Source organism: Allobosea sp. AAP35, assembly GCF_001295925.1.
In the GTDB taxonomy this organism is placed as follows: domain Bacteria; phylum Pseudomonadota; class Alphaproteobacteria; order Rhizobiales; family Beijerinckiaceae; genus Allobosea.
In genome coordinates this window covers 1-16,007 of sequence record NZ_LJHQ01000038.1, presented here as the reverse complement: position 1 = coordinate 16,007, position 16,007 = coordinate 1, and the positions used below count along the sequence as shown (strand labels likewise).

Annotated in this window: 16 protein-coding genes; 5 read left to right on the top strand and 11 right to left on the bottom strand. The window is 67.9% G+C overall.

Annotated features, from left to right (window positions below; all coding sequences use genetic code 11):
* Positions 1–16: 16 nt before the first annotated feature.
* The 3 genes from phbB to IP69_RS13330 form a co-directional block, all read right to left on the bottom strand.
* Entirely contained in the window at positions 17–739 is a 723-nt protein-coding gene (gene phbB / locus IP69_RS13340) for an acetoacetyl-CoA reductase (RefSeq protein ID WP_054143398.1), read from the bottom strand.
* Positions 740–829: 90 nt separating this feature from the next.
* Positions 830–1,045 (bottom strand): DUF1737 domain-containing protein, encoded by a 216-nt coding sequence (locus tag IP69_RS13335; RefSeq protein ID WP_054143322.1) that lies wholly within the window; start codon positions 1,043–1,045, stop codon positions 830–832.
* Positions 1,046–1,052: 7 nt separating this feature from the next.
* Complete coding sequence (locus IP69_RS13330) at positions 1,053–2,231, bottom strand: acetyl-CoA C-acetyltransferase (protein WP_054143321.1); 1,179 nt, start codon at positions 2,229–2,231, stop codon at positions 1,053–1,055.
* A 309-nt stretch (positions 2,232–2,540) separates the two neighbouring features.
* On the opposite strand from IP69_RS13330, the gene phaR reads away from it, so the two are divergent.
* Positions 2,541–3,170, top strand: a complete 630-nt coding sequence (phaR, locus tag IP69_RS13325; protein ID WP_054143320.1) for a polyhydroxyalkanoate synthesis repressor PhaR — start codon at positions 2,541–2,543, stop codon at positions 3,168–3,170.
* Positions 3,171–3,298: 128 nt separating this feature from the next.
* On the opposite strand, the gene IP69_RS13320 is transcribed toward phaR, so the two are convergent.
* Entirely contained in the window at positions 3,299–4,996 is a 1,698-nt protein-coding gene (locus IP69_RS13320) for a GGDEF domain-containing phosphodiesterase (RefSeq protein WP_054143319.1), read from the bottom strand.
* Positions 4,997–5,184: 188 nt separating this feature from the next.
* Between IP69_RS13320 and IP69_RS13315 the strand changes: the two genes are divergently transcribed.
* Positions 5,185–5,382 carry a hypothetical protein gene (locus IP69_RS13315; RefSeq protein ID WP_156323446.1) on the top strand — a complete coding sequence of 66 codons (198 nt, stop codon included), beginning with the start codon at positions 5,185–5,187 and terminating at the stop codon, positions 5,380–5,382.
* Between the two features lie 128 nt (positions 5,383–5,510).
* Here IP69_RS13315 and rpmF read toward each other — a convergent pair whose 3' ends face one another.
* Together rpmF and mtgA are read right to left on the bottom strand one after the other, a co-directional pair.
* Positions 5,511–5,696: a 50S ribosomal protein L32 gene (rpmF, locus tag IP69_RS13310; protein WP_054143317.1), complete on the bottom strand. Its 186-nt coding sequence runs from the start codon at positions 5,694–5,696 to the stop codon at positions 5,511–5,513.
* A gap of 162 nt (positions 5,697–5,858) precedes the next feature.
* The gene (mtgA, locus tag IP69_RS13305) at positions 5,859–6,560 is read right to left on the bottom strand and encodes a monofunctional biosynthetic peptidoglycan transglycosylase (RefSeq protein WP_054143397.1); all 702 of its coding nucleotides are present in this window, start codon (positions 6,558–6,560) and stop codon (positions 5,859–5,861) included.
* 168 nt (positions 6,561–6,728) lie between these two features.
* On the opposite strand from mtgA, the gene IP69_RS13300 reads away from it, so the two are divergent.
* Positions 6,729–7,658, top strand: a complete 930-nt coding sequence (locus IP69_RS13300) for a polyprenyl synthetase family protein (protein WP_054143316.1) — start codon at positions 6,729–6,731, stop codon at positions 7,656–7,658.
* A 19-nt stretch (positions 7,659–7,677) separates the two neighbouring features.
* On the opposite strand, the gene IP69_RS13295 is transcribed toward IP69_RS13300, so the two are convergent.
* Positions 7,678–8,514 (bottom strand): hypothetical protein, encoded by an 837-nt coding sequence (locus IP69_RS13295; RefSeq protein ID WP_156323445.1) that lies wholly within the window; start codon positions 8,512–8,514, stop codon positions 7,678–7,680.
* Positions 8,515–8,600: 86 nt separating this feature from the next.
* Between IP69_RS13295 and IP69_RS21890 the strand changes: the two genes are divergently transcribed.
* Positions 8,601–8,780: a hypothetical protein gene (locus IP69_RS21890; protein WP_156323444.1), complete on the top strand. Its 180-nt coding sequence runs from the start codon at positions 8,601–8,603 to the stop codon at positions 8,778–8,780.
* A gap of 115 nt (positions 8,781–8,895) precedes the next feature.
* Here the strand turns inward: IP69_RS21890 and IP69_RS13285 are convergent, their stop codons facing one another.
* Both IP69_RS13285 and IP69_RS13280 read right to left on the bottom strand, forming a co-directional pair.
* Positions 8,896–10,107, bottom strand: a complete 1,212-nt coding sequence (locus tag IP69_RS13285; protein WP_054143313.1) for a hypothetical protein — start codon at positions 10,105–10,107, stop codon at positions 8,896–8,898.
* Between the two features lie 148 nt (positions 10,108–10,255).
* Entirely contained in the window at positions 10,256–11,548 is a 1,293-nt protein-coding gene (locus IP69_RS13280) for an adenylosuccinate synthase (RefSeq protein WP_054143312.1), read from the bottom strand.
* 299 nt (positions 11,549–11,847) lie between these two features.
* Between IP69_RS13280 and IP69_RS13275 the strand changes: the two genes are divergently transcribed.
* Positions 11,848–13,059 (top strand): amidohydrolase, encoded by a 1,212-nt coding sequence (locus IP69_RS13275; RefSeq protein ID WP_054143311.1) that lies wholly within the window; start codon positions 11,848–11,850, stop codon positions 13,057–13,059.
* A gap of 45 nt (positions 13,060–13,104) precedes the next feature.
* Here IP69_RS13275 and IP69_RS13270 read toward each other — a convergent pair whose 3' ends face one another.
* Together IP69_RS13270 and IP69_RS13265 are read right to left on the bottom strand one after the other, a co-directional pair.
* A complete protein-coding gene (locus IP69_RS13270) occupies positions 13,105–14,820 on the bottom strand; it encodes a mucoidy inhibitor MuiA family protein (protein WP_054143310.1) in 1,716 nt (571 codons plus the stop codon).
* Positions 14,821–15,077: 257 nt separating this feature from the next.
* Positions 15,078–16,007 (bottom strand): methyl-accepting chemotaxis protein (locus IP69_RS13265; RefSeq protein WP_248306829.1); only part of this gene is annotated, 930 nt, incomplete at its 5' end.

Sequence of the window (16,007 nt, the reverse complement as noted above, 5' to 3'; positions counted from 1 at the left end):
GGCTCCGGTTCGACCCTCAGGCCATGTACTGCCCGCCATTGACGGCGAAGGTCGCACCCGTCGCGAAGGCGCCCTGCTCGGAGGCCAAAAACACCACCATGGCGGCGATTTCCTCGGGCTTGCCAAGACGGCCGACGGGGATGCCGGCAATGACGCGCTTCAGGGCTTCCTCTGGCATGGCGGAGACCATGTCGGTGCCGATATAGCCCGGCGTGATCGCGTTGACGGTGATGTTCTTGTTGGCGTTCTCCTGCGCCAGCGCCTTGACGAAGCCGATATCGCCGGCCTTGGCGGCGGAGTAGTTGACCTGCCCCATCTGGCCCTTCTGGCCGTTGATCGAGGAGATCACGATGATGCGGCCAAAGGAGCGGGCGCGCATGCCCTCGATCACCGGACGCGTCATGTTGAACAGCGAATCGAGATTGGTGCGAATCACGTCCGACCAGTTCTCTTTCGTCATCTTGTGGAAGAAGCCGTCGCGGGTGATGCCGGCATTGTTGACGAGGATGTCGATCGGCCCGAGATCGGCCTCGACCTTGGCGATGCCCGCCGCGCAGGCGTCGTAATCGCCGACATCCCATTTGAACACGGGGATATTGGTCTCGGCCTGGAATTTGGCGGCCGCCTCGTCATTGCCGGCATAGCTGGCGGCGACCTTGTGGCCGGCCTCCTGGAGGGCCCGGCTGATCGCCGCCCCGATGCCGCGCGTTCCCCCCGTGACCAACGCAACCTTCGTCATGACCGTATCCCCTCCTGTGGCGGCGTGGGCGCCGCGCTTTAGCATTTCAAAGTGATGGATCGCCGCGTGCCCGAACGGATGCGCGGCGAGCTATTGTTCCGACAGTTTCATGTCCGACGCGTAAGGCCCGTCGACGTCCTTGATGATGGCCTGGCCGCAGATGACGCGGCCTTGCGCAGCGTCGAAGGTCAGCGAGGGATGGCCGTAAAGCACCCAGCCCCGGCTCAGCGCCTCCGACACCCGATGGCAGAAGCTCGCGTCATCGGGCCCGGTGAGGTAGCGGTAGAGCGTGGTCTGGCGCGCCATGCCGGTCTCAGCGCTCCAGCGCCATGGCGACGCCCATGCCGCCGCCGATGCACAGCGTGGCGAGGCCCTTCTTCGCGTCGCGCTTGGCCATTTCGTGCAGCAGCGTGACGAGCACGCGGGCGCCCGAGGCGCCGATCGGATGGCCGATCGCGATCGCGCCGCCATTGACGTTGACGATGTCGGGGTTCCAGCCGAGATCCTTGTTCACCGCCAGCGCCTGCGCCGCAAAGGCCTCGTTGGCCTCGACCAGATCCAGGTCGGCGATCTTCCAGCCAGCCTTGTCCAGCGCCTTGCGCGTCGCGGGGATCGGCCCCGAGCCCATGATCGCGGGATCGACGCCAGCCGTCGCCCATGAGGCGATGCGCGCGAGCGGGGTCAGGCCGCGCCTGGCGGCTTCCTTGGCGGTCATCACCACCAGCGCAGCCGCGCCGTCATTGATGCCCGAGGCGTTGCCGGCAGTGACGGTGCCGTCCTTGGAGAAGGCGGGCTTGAGCTTGGCCATGGCCTCGATGGTTGCGCCGTGGCGGGGATATTCGTCGGTGTCGACGACGATGTCGCCCTTGCGGGTCGAGACGGTGAAGGGGACGATTTCGTCCTTGAACTTTCCGGCCTTCTGCGCGGCCTCCGCCTTGTTCTGAGAGCCGACGGCGAAGGCGTCCTGCTCCTCGCGGGTGATCTGCCATTTGGTCGCGACGTTCTCGGCGGTCGTGCCCATGTGATAGCCGTGGAAAGCGTCCCAGAGCCCGTCCTTGAGCATGGTGTCGACGAATTTCAGGTCGCCCATCTTGGTGCCGGACCGCAGATGCGCGGCGTGCTGCGCCATCGACATCGATTCCTGGCCGCCGGCGACGATGATGTCGGCATCGCCATTGGCGATCTGCTGCAGGCCGATGGCGACCGTGCGCAGCCCCGAGCCGCAGAGCTGGTTCAAGCCCCAGGCGGTCTTCTCCTGCGGGATGCCGGCGGCCATGGCGGCCTGACGGGCGGGGTTTTGGCCCTGGCCGGCGGTCAGGATCTGGCCGAAGATCACCTCGTCGACCTCGGCTCCCTCGAGCCTGGCGCGCAACAGCGCCTCCTTGATGGCGGCAGCCCCGAGATCATGGGCCGGGGTGTTGGCGAAGGCGCCGTTGAAGGCGCCGACCGCGGTGCGCGCCGCGCTGACGATCACGATGTCCGTATCGGCCATGGGAGATTCCTCACTGTTGTCGCAACGACCGGAGCGCGCCGGGCGCCCTGTTTCGGGCGCACATTCGAAGCCCGCCGCGCTGCCGTCAAGTCAGCCGAAAGAGATCGCATCGCCCAAACTTGCGGCCGTCTGTTTTTGCGCTGGCGCAATGACATGCAAATTCGCTCATGCATTGATCCCGTTTTTGAGTGGGGCGCTCAAAAAACTTGCGACCGACGCAGCAGCGGCTACCATTGCGTCAGCGAACACCTTCCGGCCGGCCGTCGCGCGATTTTCGCGGGAGGGTCCGGTCCAAAGCGCAGGATTCTGATGGCCAGCGACAAAGAACCGACCGTCATCAAGAAATACGCCAATCGCAGACTCTATCACACGGGCACGAGCTCCTATGTGACGCTCGAGGATCTCGCTGGCCTGGTGCGCGGCGGCGAGGATTTCGTGGTCTATGATGCCAAGTCCGGCGAGGACATCACCCGCCCGGTTCTGGCTCAGATCATCTTCGACGAGGAATCCAAGGACGGGCAGAACCTGCTGCCGATCGCCTTCCTGCGCCAGCTGATCCGCTTCTATGGCGACAGCATGCAGGCGCTGGTGCCGCGCTATCTCGAATTCTCGATGGACAACCTGACCAAGGACCAGGCCCAGTTTCGCGAGCAGATGACCAAGGCCTTCTCCGGCGGCGCTTTCGGCAGCGGGCTGAGCGGGGGTCTCGGCAACGGTATGGGCAGCGGCGCGATGGACGCGCTCCAGGCACAGACGCGGGCCAATATGGCGATCTTCACGGAGGCCTTCCGGCTGTTCAACCCCTTCGCGGCGGCTGCCGCTGCCAAGGCGCAGGAAGCGGGCACGGCGGACGCCGCCAAGGCGGACGATCTCGGCGACCTCAAGCGCGAGCTGAGCGAGATGCGCGACAGGCTGGACAAGCTCGCCAAGACGAAGTGAGGCTGGGCTCGCCGCCATCGACACGGCGGCAGGCGAGGTCAGCGACCCCATCAAGTCGTCGGCGGCGCAAGGCGCGATCCGCAAGGTCGCTGTGCCTGCCTGCCGCGGCGCCGTCGTGGCGCCGCGCGTCAGCCGATGGCGACGGCCTGAACAGCCCCTGGACCTGCCACCGGGCCGCGCAGCTCGGCTTTTCCCAACAGATGGCCCTGGAGATAGGTGACGCCCCAATCGGCCAGCATCGTGGCCTGAAGCTCGTCATCGACCCATTCGGCCACCGTCTCGACGTCGAGATGGCGGGCGAGGTCGATCAGGGTGCGGACGTAGAAGCGGTCGTCGGTGGAGCGGCGCAGGCTTTGCGTGAAGGTGCCGTCGATCTTCAAAACGTCGATCGGGAAGGCGCGCAGATGGCGCAGCGAGGTGTGGCCCGCGCCGAAATCGTCGATGGCGATCCGCGCGCCGCGGCCCTTGATCTGCTCCAGCAGCCTGGCGACCCGCGTCGGGTTGTCGATGGTCGCGGTTTCCGTGATTTCGACGATGAGTCGCTCCGCGATGCTGCGCGGGCCGCTGGTGCAGGCGAGAAAGGCATCCAGCCATTCGGGGTCGGACAGCGAGTGCGGCGAGACGTTCACCGACAGCGTCAGGGCTGGTTCGCCCGCGAGCAGGTCGACCGCCAGTTCGAGGACGCGGTGATCGAACAGGCGCACCAGCCCGCGTCGCTCGAGCATCGGGATCAGTTCGGCGGTAGCAAAAAAGACTCCGTCCTCGCCCAGCGACACCCGCAGCAGCGCCTCGTGAAACGCGACCTCGCGTGATTTCGCCCGAACGATTGGTTGCAGCGCGAGTTCGATGCGCCGCTCGTTGAGTGCGGCCAGCGCGCTGACGTCGAAACCGACACTGGCATCGGCACGTCGGCTGTTCTCCTGACGGCGCGCGATCACGGGCGTGTCGGCCGAGCCCGCCTTGGCGCCGGCGAGCGCGTTTTCAGCTCCCGACAGCAGCGTGCCCGCATGGCTTGAAAGGTCGGGGGCGACGGCGGCGCCAACCCGCAGGCGCACCAGCGCGATGCCGCGCGCAGTCTCGATGGCGGCCTGTCCCACCGCCTTGCTGAAGCGCCGCGAGGCTGCCTCGACCTGGTTGTAGGGGCAACCGGTCAGCAGGATGGCAAAGCGGTTGCTCGAATAGCGGACAAGCTGGTCGCGCCGGCGCGTCACCGAGCGCAGCCGGTCCTGCACCACGCTGATGATCTCGTCGGTGGCTTCATGGCCGAAATCGTCGTTCAGCCGGGCAAGTTCGTCGATCGCGGCGACCAGCACGACGACAGAGCGCTCGGCCGGCAGATGCTCGGTGAGCGCCGCACCGATCCGGTCCAGCAGCGCCGAGCGATCGCCGAGTTCGCCGGTTGGCGTCAACAACTCGTCGGGCCGCAGCGGACGTCCGATCCGCAGCATGCCGCGCGCGCAGGCCGGCCGGCCATCGGTCCCGGCAAACCAGCGCCCGGCATCCTCGATCCACATGCTGCGGCCGGCGAGATGGGCGGCATAGCGGGTGCGGTAGACCACGCCCTCGCCCTGGTCGTGGCCACCGGAGGAGAAGACGGCGTCATAGCGGCTGCGACCGCTGCCGGGCTCGACAAGGCCGGCGAAGCCCAGCCCGCGTGCCATGGCCGCATCGGGGATCGCGCCCAGTACGTCGACGGCGTTGGGGCCCCAGCTGAGCGCGTCGCTGTGGATGTCCCAGGTGTAGACGACTTCGCCGATCGACGAGAGCAGGTCGCGCGGGGCCACGCGGTGGTCGTCACGGGCGTTGAAGATCGACGGCACCGGCATCGCGTAGCGGCCTCGATGAGACGGGATGCCCGGCAGCGGGAAGCGGGACGCGGTGCCTGACCGTCCCTGTCCGGACGGAAGTGGAAATGTCCCGAAACGATGCGGTGCCGCGTCTTAATACCCCGTTAAGGTTGGCCGGCCTCTTGCAACTTTGGCTTCGAATGCGCGATGGCGCTTCGGAGTGGAACATGGCCGATTCGGCATATGGCGAACAGGGTGGGGAGCGCGCGGCGGCAGGGTCGGCCATGCTGCTGCTGCAGCTTGCCGCCAGCCAGGCCGAGATCGGGCCCTTCGCGCGCCGCGAACGCGAAACGCCGCAAATGGCTGCGCGACTTTACCGCGCGGCGGCCATGCGGGCGAGGGGCGGACTGGCCAGGCGCGCCTGAAGACCAGACCAAGGACTCAAGCCCCATTCGGCATTGAGCGCGTGGCCTCAATCAACACGAAAAAGCCGGCCTTGCGGCCGGCTTGTTTCGTCAGCGTCCGGTCGGGGCCCGTCCGGACCCCTGACAGATCACGCTTCGGTCTTGACCTTCAGCACCTGACGGCCGCGATACATGCCCGACTTCAGATCGACATGATGCGGACGGCGCAGTTCGCCGGAGTTCTTGTCTTCGATATAGGTGGGCTGCTTCAGCGCGTCGGCCGAGCGGCGCATGCCGCGCTTCGACGGCGACGTCTTTCTCTTTGGAACGGCCATGCTACTTCTCCATCGTGCCGCCGTCCGGAAGCGCTGCCCTGAGGCCACGCCACCGCCACGACGACGGATCAATCTCGTGAGGCGTTGCCCATACACGCTGTGGCGCGGGATGGCTAGTGCTGAATCGGGATTTCGGGATTCGCCGCCCTCGATGGGCTGCGCTTACCCCGGCACCGCACAATCTCCCAGCGGTCCCATCTGCCCGACGCGGCGCTGGACGCGGCCGGCCGCCGATTGCAGGCCCCGGCTCGGCCTGGCGGGATTGCGCAGGATCGGGTTGGGCAGCGCACCAGCCAACCGCGCCGCCTCGGTGGCGCTGAGTCGCGATGCGGGCTTGCCGAAATAGCGCTGCGCCGCAGCCTCCGCGCCATAGAGCCCTTCGCCCCATTCGGCGACGTTGAGATAGATCTCGATGATGCGCTGTTTGGGCCAGGCGACGTCGATCGTCATGGCCAGCGGGATCTCCAGACCTTTGCGGACATAGGAGCGGCCCGGCCAGAGGAAGACATTCTTGGCGGTCTGCATGGTCAGGGTCGAGGCGCCGCGCGAAGGGCCGTCCTCATCCTCCAGCACGGCGTTGAGCTCGACCCAATCGACCCCGTCATGGCTGCAGAAGCGTTGGTCTTCCGCCGCGATCACGGCCCGGATCAGGTTGGGCGAGATCTGCGCCAGCGGCACCCATTGCCGCTCGACCGGTTGGAGCGTCAGCCAGCGCCCGAGCATCAGGGTCGAGGGCACGGGCACGAAGCGATAAAGGATCAGGGCCAGGACCAGCGCGGCGAGCAGGGCAAGCCCCGCGATCAGAAACCAGCGCAGCAGACGGGCGAACAGGCTCCGCCGCGTGGTTGCCCGTTCTGCCGCCATCGCCGTCATTCCCCCTGGCCTTCCAATGATGGGCCTTCCGCCTGGCTTGCCCAACCGGCCTGACGCTCAGACCGACATTGCTTGACGCTTCGCTTGCGGTCCGGCAAGCCCCGCCGGTCAGCGAACGCGAGGTCCGCGCATGAGTTCCGCGAGAGGGAGTTCCGCAGCATGAAGTCCGACGCATTGGCCTCCCGCCTGGCGCAGACCGCCGACGCGATCGAAGCCTTGCTCGACGCCCTGCTGGTCGAGACCGTCCGCGAGGGCGAGATCGCCCGTCCAGCCCGGCTGCTGGCGGCGATGCGCCATGGCGCGCTCGGCGGCGGCAAGCGGCTGCGGCCCTTCCTGACCGTCGAGACGGCGCGCCTGTTCGGGGTAGACCCCGGTCAGTCTTTGCGGGCGGGTGCGGCGGTCGAACTCGTGCATTGCTATTCGCTCGTGCATGACGACCTCCCGGCGATGGATGACGATGATACCCGCCGGGGCCGGCCGACCATCCACAAGGCCTTCGACGAGGCCAGCGCGATCCTCGCCGGCGACACACTGCTGACGCTCGCTTTCGAGGTGCTGGCCGACCCCGCTACACATCCGTCGGGCGAGACCCGCGCCGCGCTGGTTCTGGCGCTGGCGCGCGCCTCGGGGCTCGGCGGCATGGCGGGCGGGCAGATGCTCGATCTCGCGGCGGAGGGGCGCTTCGAGGACGGTGCTGCCGCGACGCTGTCGGAAACCGAGATCCGCCGTCTGCAGGCAATGAAGACCGGCGCGCTCCTGGCGGCCAGCGTCGAGATTGGCGCCGTGCTGGGCGGGGCCTCGCCCGAGCAGCGTGCGGCGCTGGGGATCTACGGCCGGGCGCTCGGCGCCGCTTTCCAGGTGGCCGACGACATCCTCGACGTCGAGGCCAGCCCCGAGCAGCTGGGCAAGGCGACTGCCAAGGATCAGGACAGGGGCAAGGGCACGCTGGTCCAGGCTTTGGGGCTTGGGGCGGCGAAGCGCGAGCGCGACGGCCTGAGCGCGGCGGCGGTTGCGGCGTTGGCGGGGTTTGGGACGGAGGCCGACACGCTGCGGGCGGCGGCGCGGTTTGCTGCCGAGCGGAGAAGCTGAACGGCAGCGCAGACGCGGCCTACCGGCAGCGCATGAGCCTCGTGCGGCTGCCTTTCCTGTCCGGGAACACGAGCGTCATTCGGTCGCCATCGACGCTGATCTCCATCCGGCTGCGCGTCCTTGTTCCCTCGACGTGGCAGGTTTGCCGGACGCTCCAGCGGCCATTTCCACCCTCGATCCGGTCGAAATCGCAGGCACTTTCGATTTCCTCCGTGCCGCGCAGCGTGAAGCGGATCCGGCTGTCGTCGTCGGCACACCAGGCCTTCTGCCGGGCCCACAGGCCGAGATAGCCCGGCTGGTTACCGGGCGTCTGCGCAGAACCGGGCTGGATCGCTGCCGCCTCAGCCGGACAGCGGCGAAAAGCGACGCCGAAGAGGCTCTTCAATTCGCGCGCATCGGCAGGATTACTTTCCTCAAGCACGATCGTCCCCTTCGCGCCCTGGGCGGCTGCGGCGACGAAGGCGAAGGGTTGGCCCGGTTTCCTGCTGACGAGGAACCAGATGCCTGGGCCGCTGGCCCGAACGCCGCCCATCCAGGTCCTGCTGATATCGACGCCGTCAAACCGGTATGATCGGCCATCGGCCGTCGTCTCGATGCCGCCCGCGGCGAGCACAAGACGGGGAGCAGCGGAATCCGTGCAGCGGGGCGCCCATACGCCGCGAAATTCGGCTGGGATCTCTTCAGCGCCGACCGGGCCCGCCAAGAGCCCCGCCGCCAAAAAAAGCAGGAAGCCGCCCGCTCTCGACCGACGTTGACCCCGCAGTCCAGGCATGCAGGCCATGATCGCCTCCCCTACGGCGTCGTTCGTCGCCGACGGCAGGACGCGAAGGTAAAGTCCAAGGTGACGCTTGGTCAACACGAGCTTGGCGGCTCTGTTTCGTCCAATCCATTTCGCCGGACTCGTCAAGCTGCCCTTGGGGCGCTAGCGTATGGATCTTGATCTTGGATCCGGAACGGGGAGGTGGCCATGCCCGACGCCGATGCCGTGATGATCCTCTCCTGCAGGAACGCAAAGCCGCCATCCTGCGGGCCGCACGGCTGCTGCAGTGTGCGGGCGGAACCGACGAAGACCGCGAATTCGCGATTCTGACGCAGGCGATCGCCGAGTACGACCTCATTTAGGAGGCCCAGGCGCCCGTCGAAATTCCGCCCGGTTTCATGCCGTTCGTCCGGTAAGCGGGTCGACAGCGCGCTGCCAGCAAGGATGCGTGAGAGCGCTGTCGGCGAGCTTCCAGCCTCAGCGCCACCTTCCAAACGCATCCGCCAGCGTCTGCCCGCCCGAGACGCCCTTTTCAAAGGTCAGGATGCCGCGCTTGCCTGAGGCGAAGCGAACGGGGACGTCGATCCAGGTCCGGTTCAGGATCAAATCGATGTTGCGCTCGACCTCGACGGGTACGTTCGACAGGGCCGCGACGAAGAGGTTCTCGCCCAGCGCCGAATTGATCGCCGAGAGCGGGGCGCCGCGCTCACTTTCCTCGGTCTTGAACTGCGGCACGCCGACCTCGCGCACCGCCTCCGTCGCCGGGTCGCCGGTCGAGGTGAAGCGCATCCCGATAATGTGCGAGGCCGGGAAGGCCGTGTCGGTGTTGCGGCGGATGGTGAAATCGAGCGACAGGCCCATCTCGGCGATATCGACGGTGGCGCGCACGATCGTCTCGACCGGCCGCCCCTGGCCGACGCTCTCGCTGTCGAGGCGCCAGAAGACGCGGCCATTGACCGCTCGCGGCGCCTGCGGGCTGTCTGGATCTTCGGTGTAGAGGATTGCCCGTTGCGCGACCGCAATTTCCTGGGAGGGAGGGCTCGCGGCCGTGCCGGGCCGCGTCACGGGCGCCGGTGTGCCGGCCTCGCCGATGCGGTCGTTGATCTTGCCGGCATTGTCGGCTGGCGTGGGTTGGGCTGCCGTCTCGGTGCGCGGGCGCGAGGTCGTATCGGGCGGCGCGACCTTGTTGACGTAATAGGCTGCCACCGCGATGGCGCCGACGGCAATGGCCACGCCGGTCGCGACAACCGCCGTGCGCAGATGTCCGGGCTTGACCCGCTTCTCGCGCGGAGGCGCGATGCGGGGACGCGCCGGCTGCGGTTCGGCCGGCTCGGGCAAGGGCTCGTCGAAGCGATCGGCATCCGGGAGGGCTGCGGGTCGGGCGGACGGCGCGGTCCTTTGCGGCGGCTCGGCTTGCGGCGCGGGCTGCTGAATCTCGAGAGGGGGCAGCTCCGTTTCGATATCGAAGGCCGGCGGGGCGTCGTTGTAATCCGCCTCGATCCTGGCCACGGCCTCGTCGAGCGAGAGGCGCTCGCGCATGATCTCGGCCTCGCCCAATGGCGGGTCGAGACTGCGAAGCTGGGTCACGAGGGCAGCCCGGGCGCGCTCGTAGATGGCGAGGCGTGCTGCCGGTGACGTATCAGGCAGCCCGGCGACGGCCCGTGCCAGGATGGGATAGAAGTCGGCCATTGGCCTCACTTGTCGTTGTTGGATGCCTGCGTCAACCCTCGAAGGGGCGCGCGTGTTGCAAAGGCCAGGCAAGTTTTCGACAGACGGCTCAGGGCTCAGGGCTCGGGGCTCGGGGCGCTTGAGTTCGTGCCGGGCGGTCGCGGGTCGATCAGCCTTCGAACGGATTATGCACCAGGATCGTGTCGTCGCGCTCGGGGCTGGTGGAGAGCACGGCCACGGTCGCGCCGATCAATTCCTCGATGCGCCGGACGTATTTGATCGCTTGCGCCGGCAGATCGGCCCAGGAGCGCGCGCCCGCCGTCGAGCCGTCCCAGCCTTCGATGCTCTCATAGATCGGCTCGACCCGGGCCTGGTCGCTCTGGCCGGCGGGGAGATGTTCGAGGATCTCGCCATCGAGACGATAGCCGGTGCAGACCTTGATCTCCTTGAAGCCGTCGAGGATGTCGAGCTTGGTCAGGGCGATGCCGTCGATGCCGGAGGTCTTGACCGTCTGGCGGACCAGGCAGGCGTCGAACCAGCCGCAGCGGCGCTTGCGGCCGGTGACGACGCCGAATTCCTTGCCCTTCTGCCCGATCAGCTCGCCGATCTCGTCGAAGAGTTCGGTCGGGAAGGGGCCCTCGCCGACGCGGGTCGTATAGGCCTTGGCAATGCCCAAGACATAGCCGACCGCCGAAGGGCCAAGCCCCGAGCCGGTCGCGGCCTGGCCGGCGACGATGTTCGACGAGGTCACGAAGGGGTAGGTGCCGTGGTCGACATCGAGCAGCGCGCCTTGGGCGCCCTCGAACAGGATGCGTTTTCCCGCGCGACGCTGCGCATCGAGCAGCGCCCAGACCGTGTCGGCATAGGGCAGGACCTGCGGCGCGATCTCCTTGAGCTGGCCAAGCAGTTCGACGGCGTTCACCTCGTCGATGCCGAGACCCCGGCGCAGCGCGTTGTGATGCGCCAGCAGCCGCTCGATCTTCGCCTCAAGGATGGCGGGGTCCTTCAGGTCGATGACGCGGATGGCGCGGCGGCCGACCTTGTCCTCATAGGCCGGGCCGATGCCGCGCTTGGTCGTGCCGATCTTGAGGCCGACATTCGAGGTCTCGCGGAAATGGTCGAGCTCGCGATGCAGCGGCAGGATCAGCGTCGCGTTATCGGCCAGGCGCAGATTGTCGGGCGAGATGGCGACGCCCTGCGCGCGCAGACGGTCGATCTCCTCGACCAGATGCCAGGGATCGACCACGACGCCATTGCCGATGACCGAAAGCTTGCCGCCGCGCACGATGCCGGAGGGCAAAAGCGAGAGCTTATAGACATTGCCGTCGATGACGAGGGTATGGCCGGCATTGTGGCCGCCCTGAAAGCGCACCACCACATCGGCCTGGCTCGACAGCCAGTCGACGATCTTGCCCTTGCCCTCGTCGCCCCACTGGGCGCCGACCACCACCACATTTGCCATGGTTCAGGTGTTCCTGCTGATCATAGTTTGAGTCTTGCGCGCGTCGTTCCGGGCAAGCACCGCACATGAAAAACCCCGGCGCAAGACCGGGGTTCGAAGGCAGGTTCTTGCACGCCCTCATGAGCCAAGAGCGCACGCAGGTCAAGCTTGGAGCGCATGGATGGGGCGCCCGCGAGGGTGTAGAAGGGGTTTCAAGGCCGTCGAGATGCCGTGCTGGCAGGGTTCATGCTTGCCTTGCGCCATGACGGCCGCCGCCGCACACAACTGGTACGGCCTGCGCGAAAAGGATTGAGACGACGATGACGAGCACTCTCGACAGCTGGCTCGACCGGCACCATGCGACGTTCTCCGCGATCCGGCAGGACATCCACGCCCATCCGGAGCTTGGGCTGGAAGAGACCCGCACCGCGGCGCTGGTGGCGAAGAACCTGCGCGAATGGGGTGTCGAGGTCACGGAAGGGGTCGGCGGCACCGGCGTCGTCGGCGTCATTCGCGGCCGGCGGCCGGGCCAGCGGGCGGTGGGCTTGCGCGCCGACATGGACTGCCTGGCGCTGGAGGAGCAGACGGGGCTGCCTTACGCCTCGCAATATCCCGGCAAGATGCACGCCTGCGGCCATGACGGCCACACCACCATGCTCCTGGGCGCCGCGCGCTACCTCGCCGAGAACCCCGATTTTGCCGGCACCTGCATCCTGATCTTCCAGCCGGCCGAGGAGGGTCGCGGCGGCGCCGAGGCGATGCTGGCCGACGGGCTGTTCGAGCGTTTCCCTTGCGACGCGATCTATGGGCTGCACAACACGCCGGGCCTTCCGGCTTCGCATTTCGGCACCACGGTGGGGCCGTTCCTGGCCTCGGCCGACAGCTGGGAGGTGATCTTCCGCGGCGTCGGCGGGCATGGCGGCTCGCAGCCGCATCTCTCGACCGACATCACCTATGCGCAGGCGCAGTTCGTGCTGGGCCTGCAGGGCATCGTCGGCCGCAACGTGCCGCCGCTCGACACCGCCGTGATCAGCGTCGGCTACATCCATGCCGGCTCGGTCGAGGCCTCGAACGTCATCCCCTCGGAACTGGTGCTCGGCGGGACGGCACGGACCTACTCCGCCGAGATCCGCGACACGATCGAGCGCCGCATCGGCGAACTCGCCTCGGCGACCGCGCTGGCCTGGGGCTGCAAGGCGGAGGCGACTTACGAGCGGGGCACGAGCCCGCTGATCAACAAGGCCGAGCAGGTCGCGGTTGCGGTGGCGGCAGCGTCGGCTTCGGTCGGCGCGGCCCATGTCGACGGCAAGATGCGGCCAGGCACCGGCGGCGAGGATTTCGCCGAGATGATGCTGATCAAGCCCGGCGCCTTCATGCGCATCGGCAACGGCGTCGAGGCCGACGGCTCGTTCAAGGGCCTGCACACGCCACTCTACGATTTCAACGACGCGATCATCCCCGACGGCATCCGCTACTGGGTCAATGTCGTCGGCGAGGAACTCGGCATGGAGCCTCAGGCGGTGGCGGCCTGAGGCATCTTGAGGGCAGGCGCAGGCGCGTCCGCCGGGCGGCGGCGTTCAATGAGCGCCGAGTGACGGGCGTGGCAGGGGCTGCGGCGCGTAGGTGACCTCGCGGTCGCCGGGCCATCTTATGCGATAAGCGATCTTGATCTCCTTCTCGGCCCCGGGGGCGAGATCGAAGGTCCAGGCCGAGACGCCACGCTTGTCGCCGACCTGTTTTTCGGTCGGCGGGGTGGTCTGGCCGGCGATGGTTTCGATGGTGATCGCGGTGCTCTCCGAGAAGGGAACGCGTTCGCTCACCGTGACCTTGACCGGCTGCGCATGCAGGCTCTTCACCACGGTTTTGAACTCGCGCAGGTCGGTGCGGGTCTGGCCGAGCCAGGTCGGCTCGTTCTCGCGGCGGCGGACCGGGGCGCGGCTGACCTTGAGCTTGTCGTCGGCGCCGAAGCCGAGCGCGACCTTGTCGCCTGGTGCCACCAGACCGAGCTGACCGCGCCCGATGAAGCTGCCGTCGCGATGCAGCGCGACGGCCCCCGGCAGCAGCGCCGCGATGTCGTCATGGGTGAAGGCCGCCTCGAGATAGGCCGTCTCGTCCAGTTCGGGTGCGACGCGGGCCGAGAGCGTGGGCTCGACCCGGTTCTGGCTCAGCACCACCGTCTTGGACGAGCCATCCTGCGGGATCGAGACGCGGCCCGGCACCTGGAAGCTCGCCTGATAGGCGCCGGCCTCGAGCTGGGCTGTCTGGATGTCGGCGGGACGCGGCACAGGCGCCGGGCGCGTCGCAGCATCCCCGTCGATTTCGGCCAGAGCCTTGCCGCGTGCCATCTGATCGGGTGCCATCGGGATGGCCGACACCGTGCTGCGCGTGGGGCGGGGCGCCGCAGCGATCGGCGGCTCGAAGAACATCACCTGCATGGGGGTGAGGTCCGGCGCGCGCGTTCCCCCGGCCGAGCGGGTCGTCGACAGCGTCAGCGCCACATCGCTCCAGTCCTCGCCGCTGCGCTGGCGCAGTTCGGCGCGGCGAACGAGATCGATCGCCGGCTTCTCGGCGCCGCTGCCGGTGGTCAGCCTCGCCTCGTATTGCGGGGTCCAGCCGGCGCCGCCGACGCGATAGGTCACGGCGAATTCGGCCGCGACCGGCGCATCCGCCTCAACCGAAATCGCGACGTCGCGCTTGGGGGCGCCGCTGCGCAGGGTCGGCGGCCTTGCCCGTTCCAGGGCTGCGATCTCGGCATCGACGTCGTCGGCGCGGGCCCTGACGGCGCGCAGTTCGTCATGAACCCTGACCAGCGAGGTGCCGATCGCATCGAACACGGCCGCCCAGTCCGCGACCGGCAGCGCCTTGCCGTCCGGGCCGAGCTTGTCGGGGCCGATCTGGGCGAAGCGTTCGATGGTGGCGCGCTTGGCCTCCGTGGCGCTGGACCGGCCGGCCAACGCCGCCTTCTCGTCGCGCAGGGCCTTGAGCTTGTCTTCGATCACGGCATCCAGAACGGGGCGGGCTTCTCCGGGCGTGAGCCGGACATCGACCGCGCCAACTGAAAATGACCGGTTGCCCTTGCCCTCGACACGGATCGAGGCGGGGTCGATTGTCGTGGGCAGGCCGCGCAGCACGATCTGCGAGGCTCCCTGCACCAGTTCCGCTTTGCCGATCCGCGTCACCACGGCGCCATCCGGATAGACGGTGACGCGCTCGACGCGGGAGGCCAGCTCGATCTCGGCCGCGCCCGCCAGGCTCGGCGCGAGAATCAAGGCGGCTGCCAGTTTGGTCATCATGATGTGCTATCCCCTCAGTCGATCACGGGGCCGTGATAAACCGGTTCGAATTCGGCGCGGCCAAGGCGGAATTGGGCCCGCTCCAGGACAGCGTGCCCCGGTGATGGCGACATCGCGTCGTGCATTCGGATGAGCATCACCCCGAAACACAAAAGCCCTGCCGGTCGGGCAGGGCTCGTGTCGAAGGGCTCGCTTGTCGAAACGCCGCTTGTTCTGAGGGGTGTCCTCGCGGCGAGGGCTTAGGGCAGCCGGATCGCCTAGAATTCCTCCCAGCCGGAATCGCTGGCGCGGCTGTTGGCGACCTTCTTGGCGGGGGCGCGCGTCGCCGGTGCCGCCGTCGGGGCACGGCTTGCGGGCGCCTTCTGGACGAAGGCGGACTCAGCCATCTGGCGCAGGCGGGCAGGCTCGGACGAGGCGGCCCGCGGGGGGGCGATCGCATGGCCGGCTACGGGGCCGGTCTTGAAGGCGGCGACGAGGTCGTTGAGTTGGCCGATGCGGGTCGAGAGCGAGGCGGCGGAGGCCGCGCTCTGTTCGGACAGAGCCGCATTGGCCTGCGTCATCTCGTCGAGATGGGCAACCGCCTGGCTCATCTCATCGATGCCATTGGCCTGTTCGCCGGACGCCGACGAGATGTCGGCGATGGTGGCGGCGACCTTCTGCGAGGAGGCGAGGATCTGGCTGAGCTGGTCGCCGGCCTGGCGGACCAGCTTGACACCCTCACCGACCTCCATGTTCGACGACGAGATCAGGGCCGTGATGTCCTTGGCCGCTTCGCTGGAACGCTGCGCCAAGGTGCGGACCTCGGAGGCAACGACGGCGAAGCCCTTGCCGGCATCGCCGGCGCGGGCGGCTTCCACCGCAGCGTTCAGCGCCAGAAGATTGGTCTGGAAGGCGATGTCGTCGATAACGCGGATGATGTCGGAGATCTTCTGCGAGGCGCTCTCGATGCGCGCCATCGCCTCGACCGCCTGACCGGCGATCGCGCCGCCCGACTGCGCCGCTCCCATCGCCTCATTGGCAATGGCGGCGGCGTTGCGAGAGGCCTGGGCCGAAGCCTTGACGGAGGCTGCGAGCTCCTCGGTGGTGGCGGCGGTCTCCTCCAGTGAAGAGGCCTGCTCCTCGGTGCGCTTGGAGAGGTCGTCGGCGCCCATGTTGATCTCGCGGGCCGCCAGGCCGACGTCGGCGGA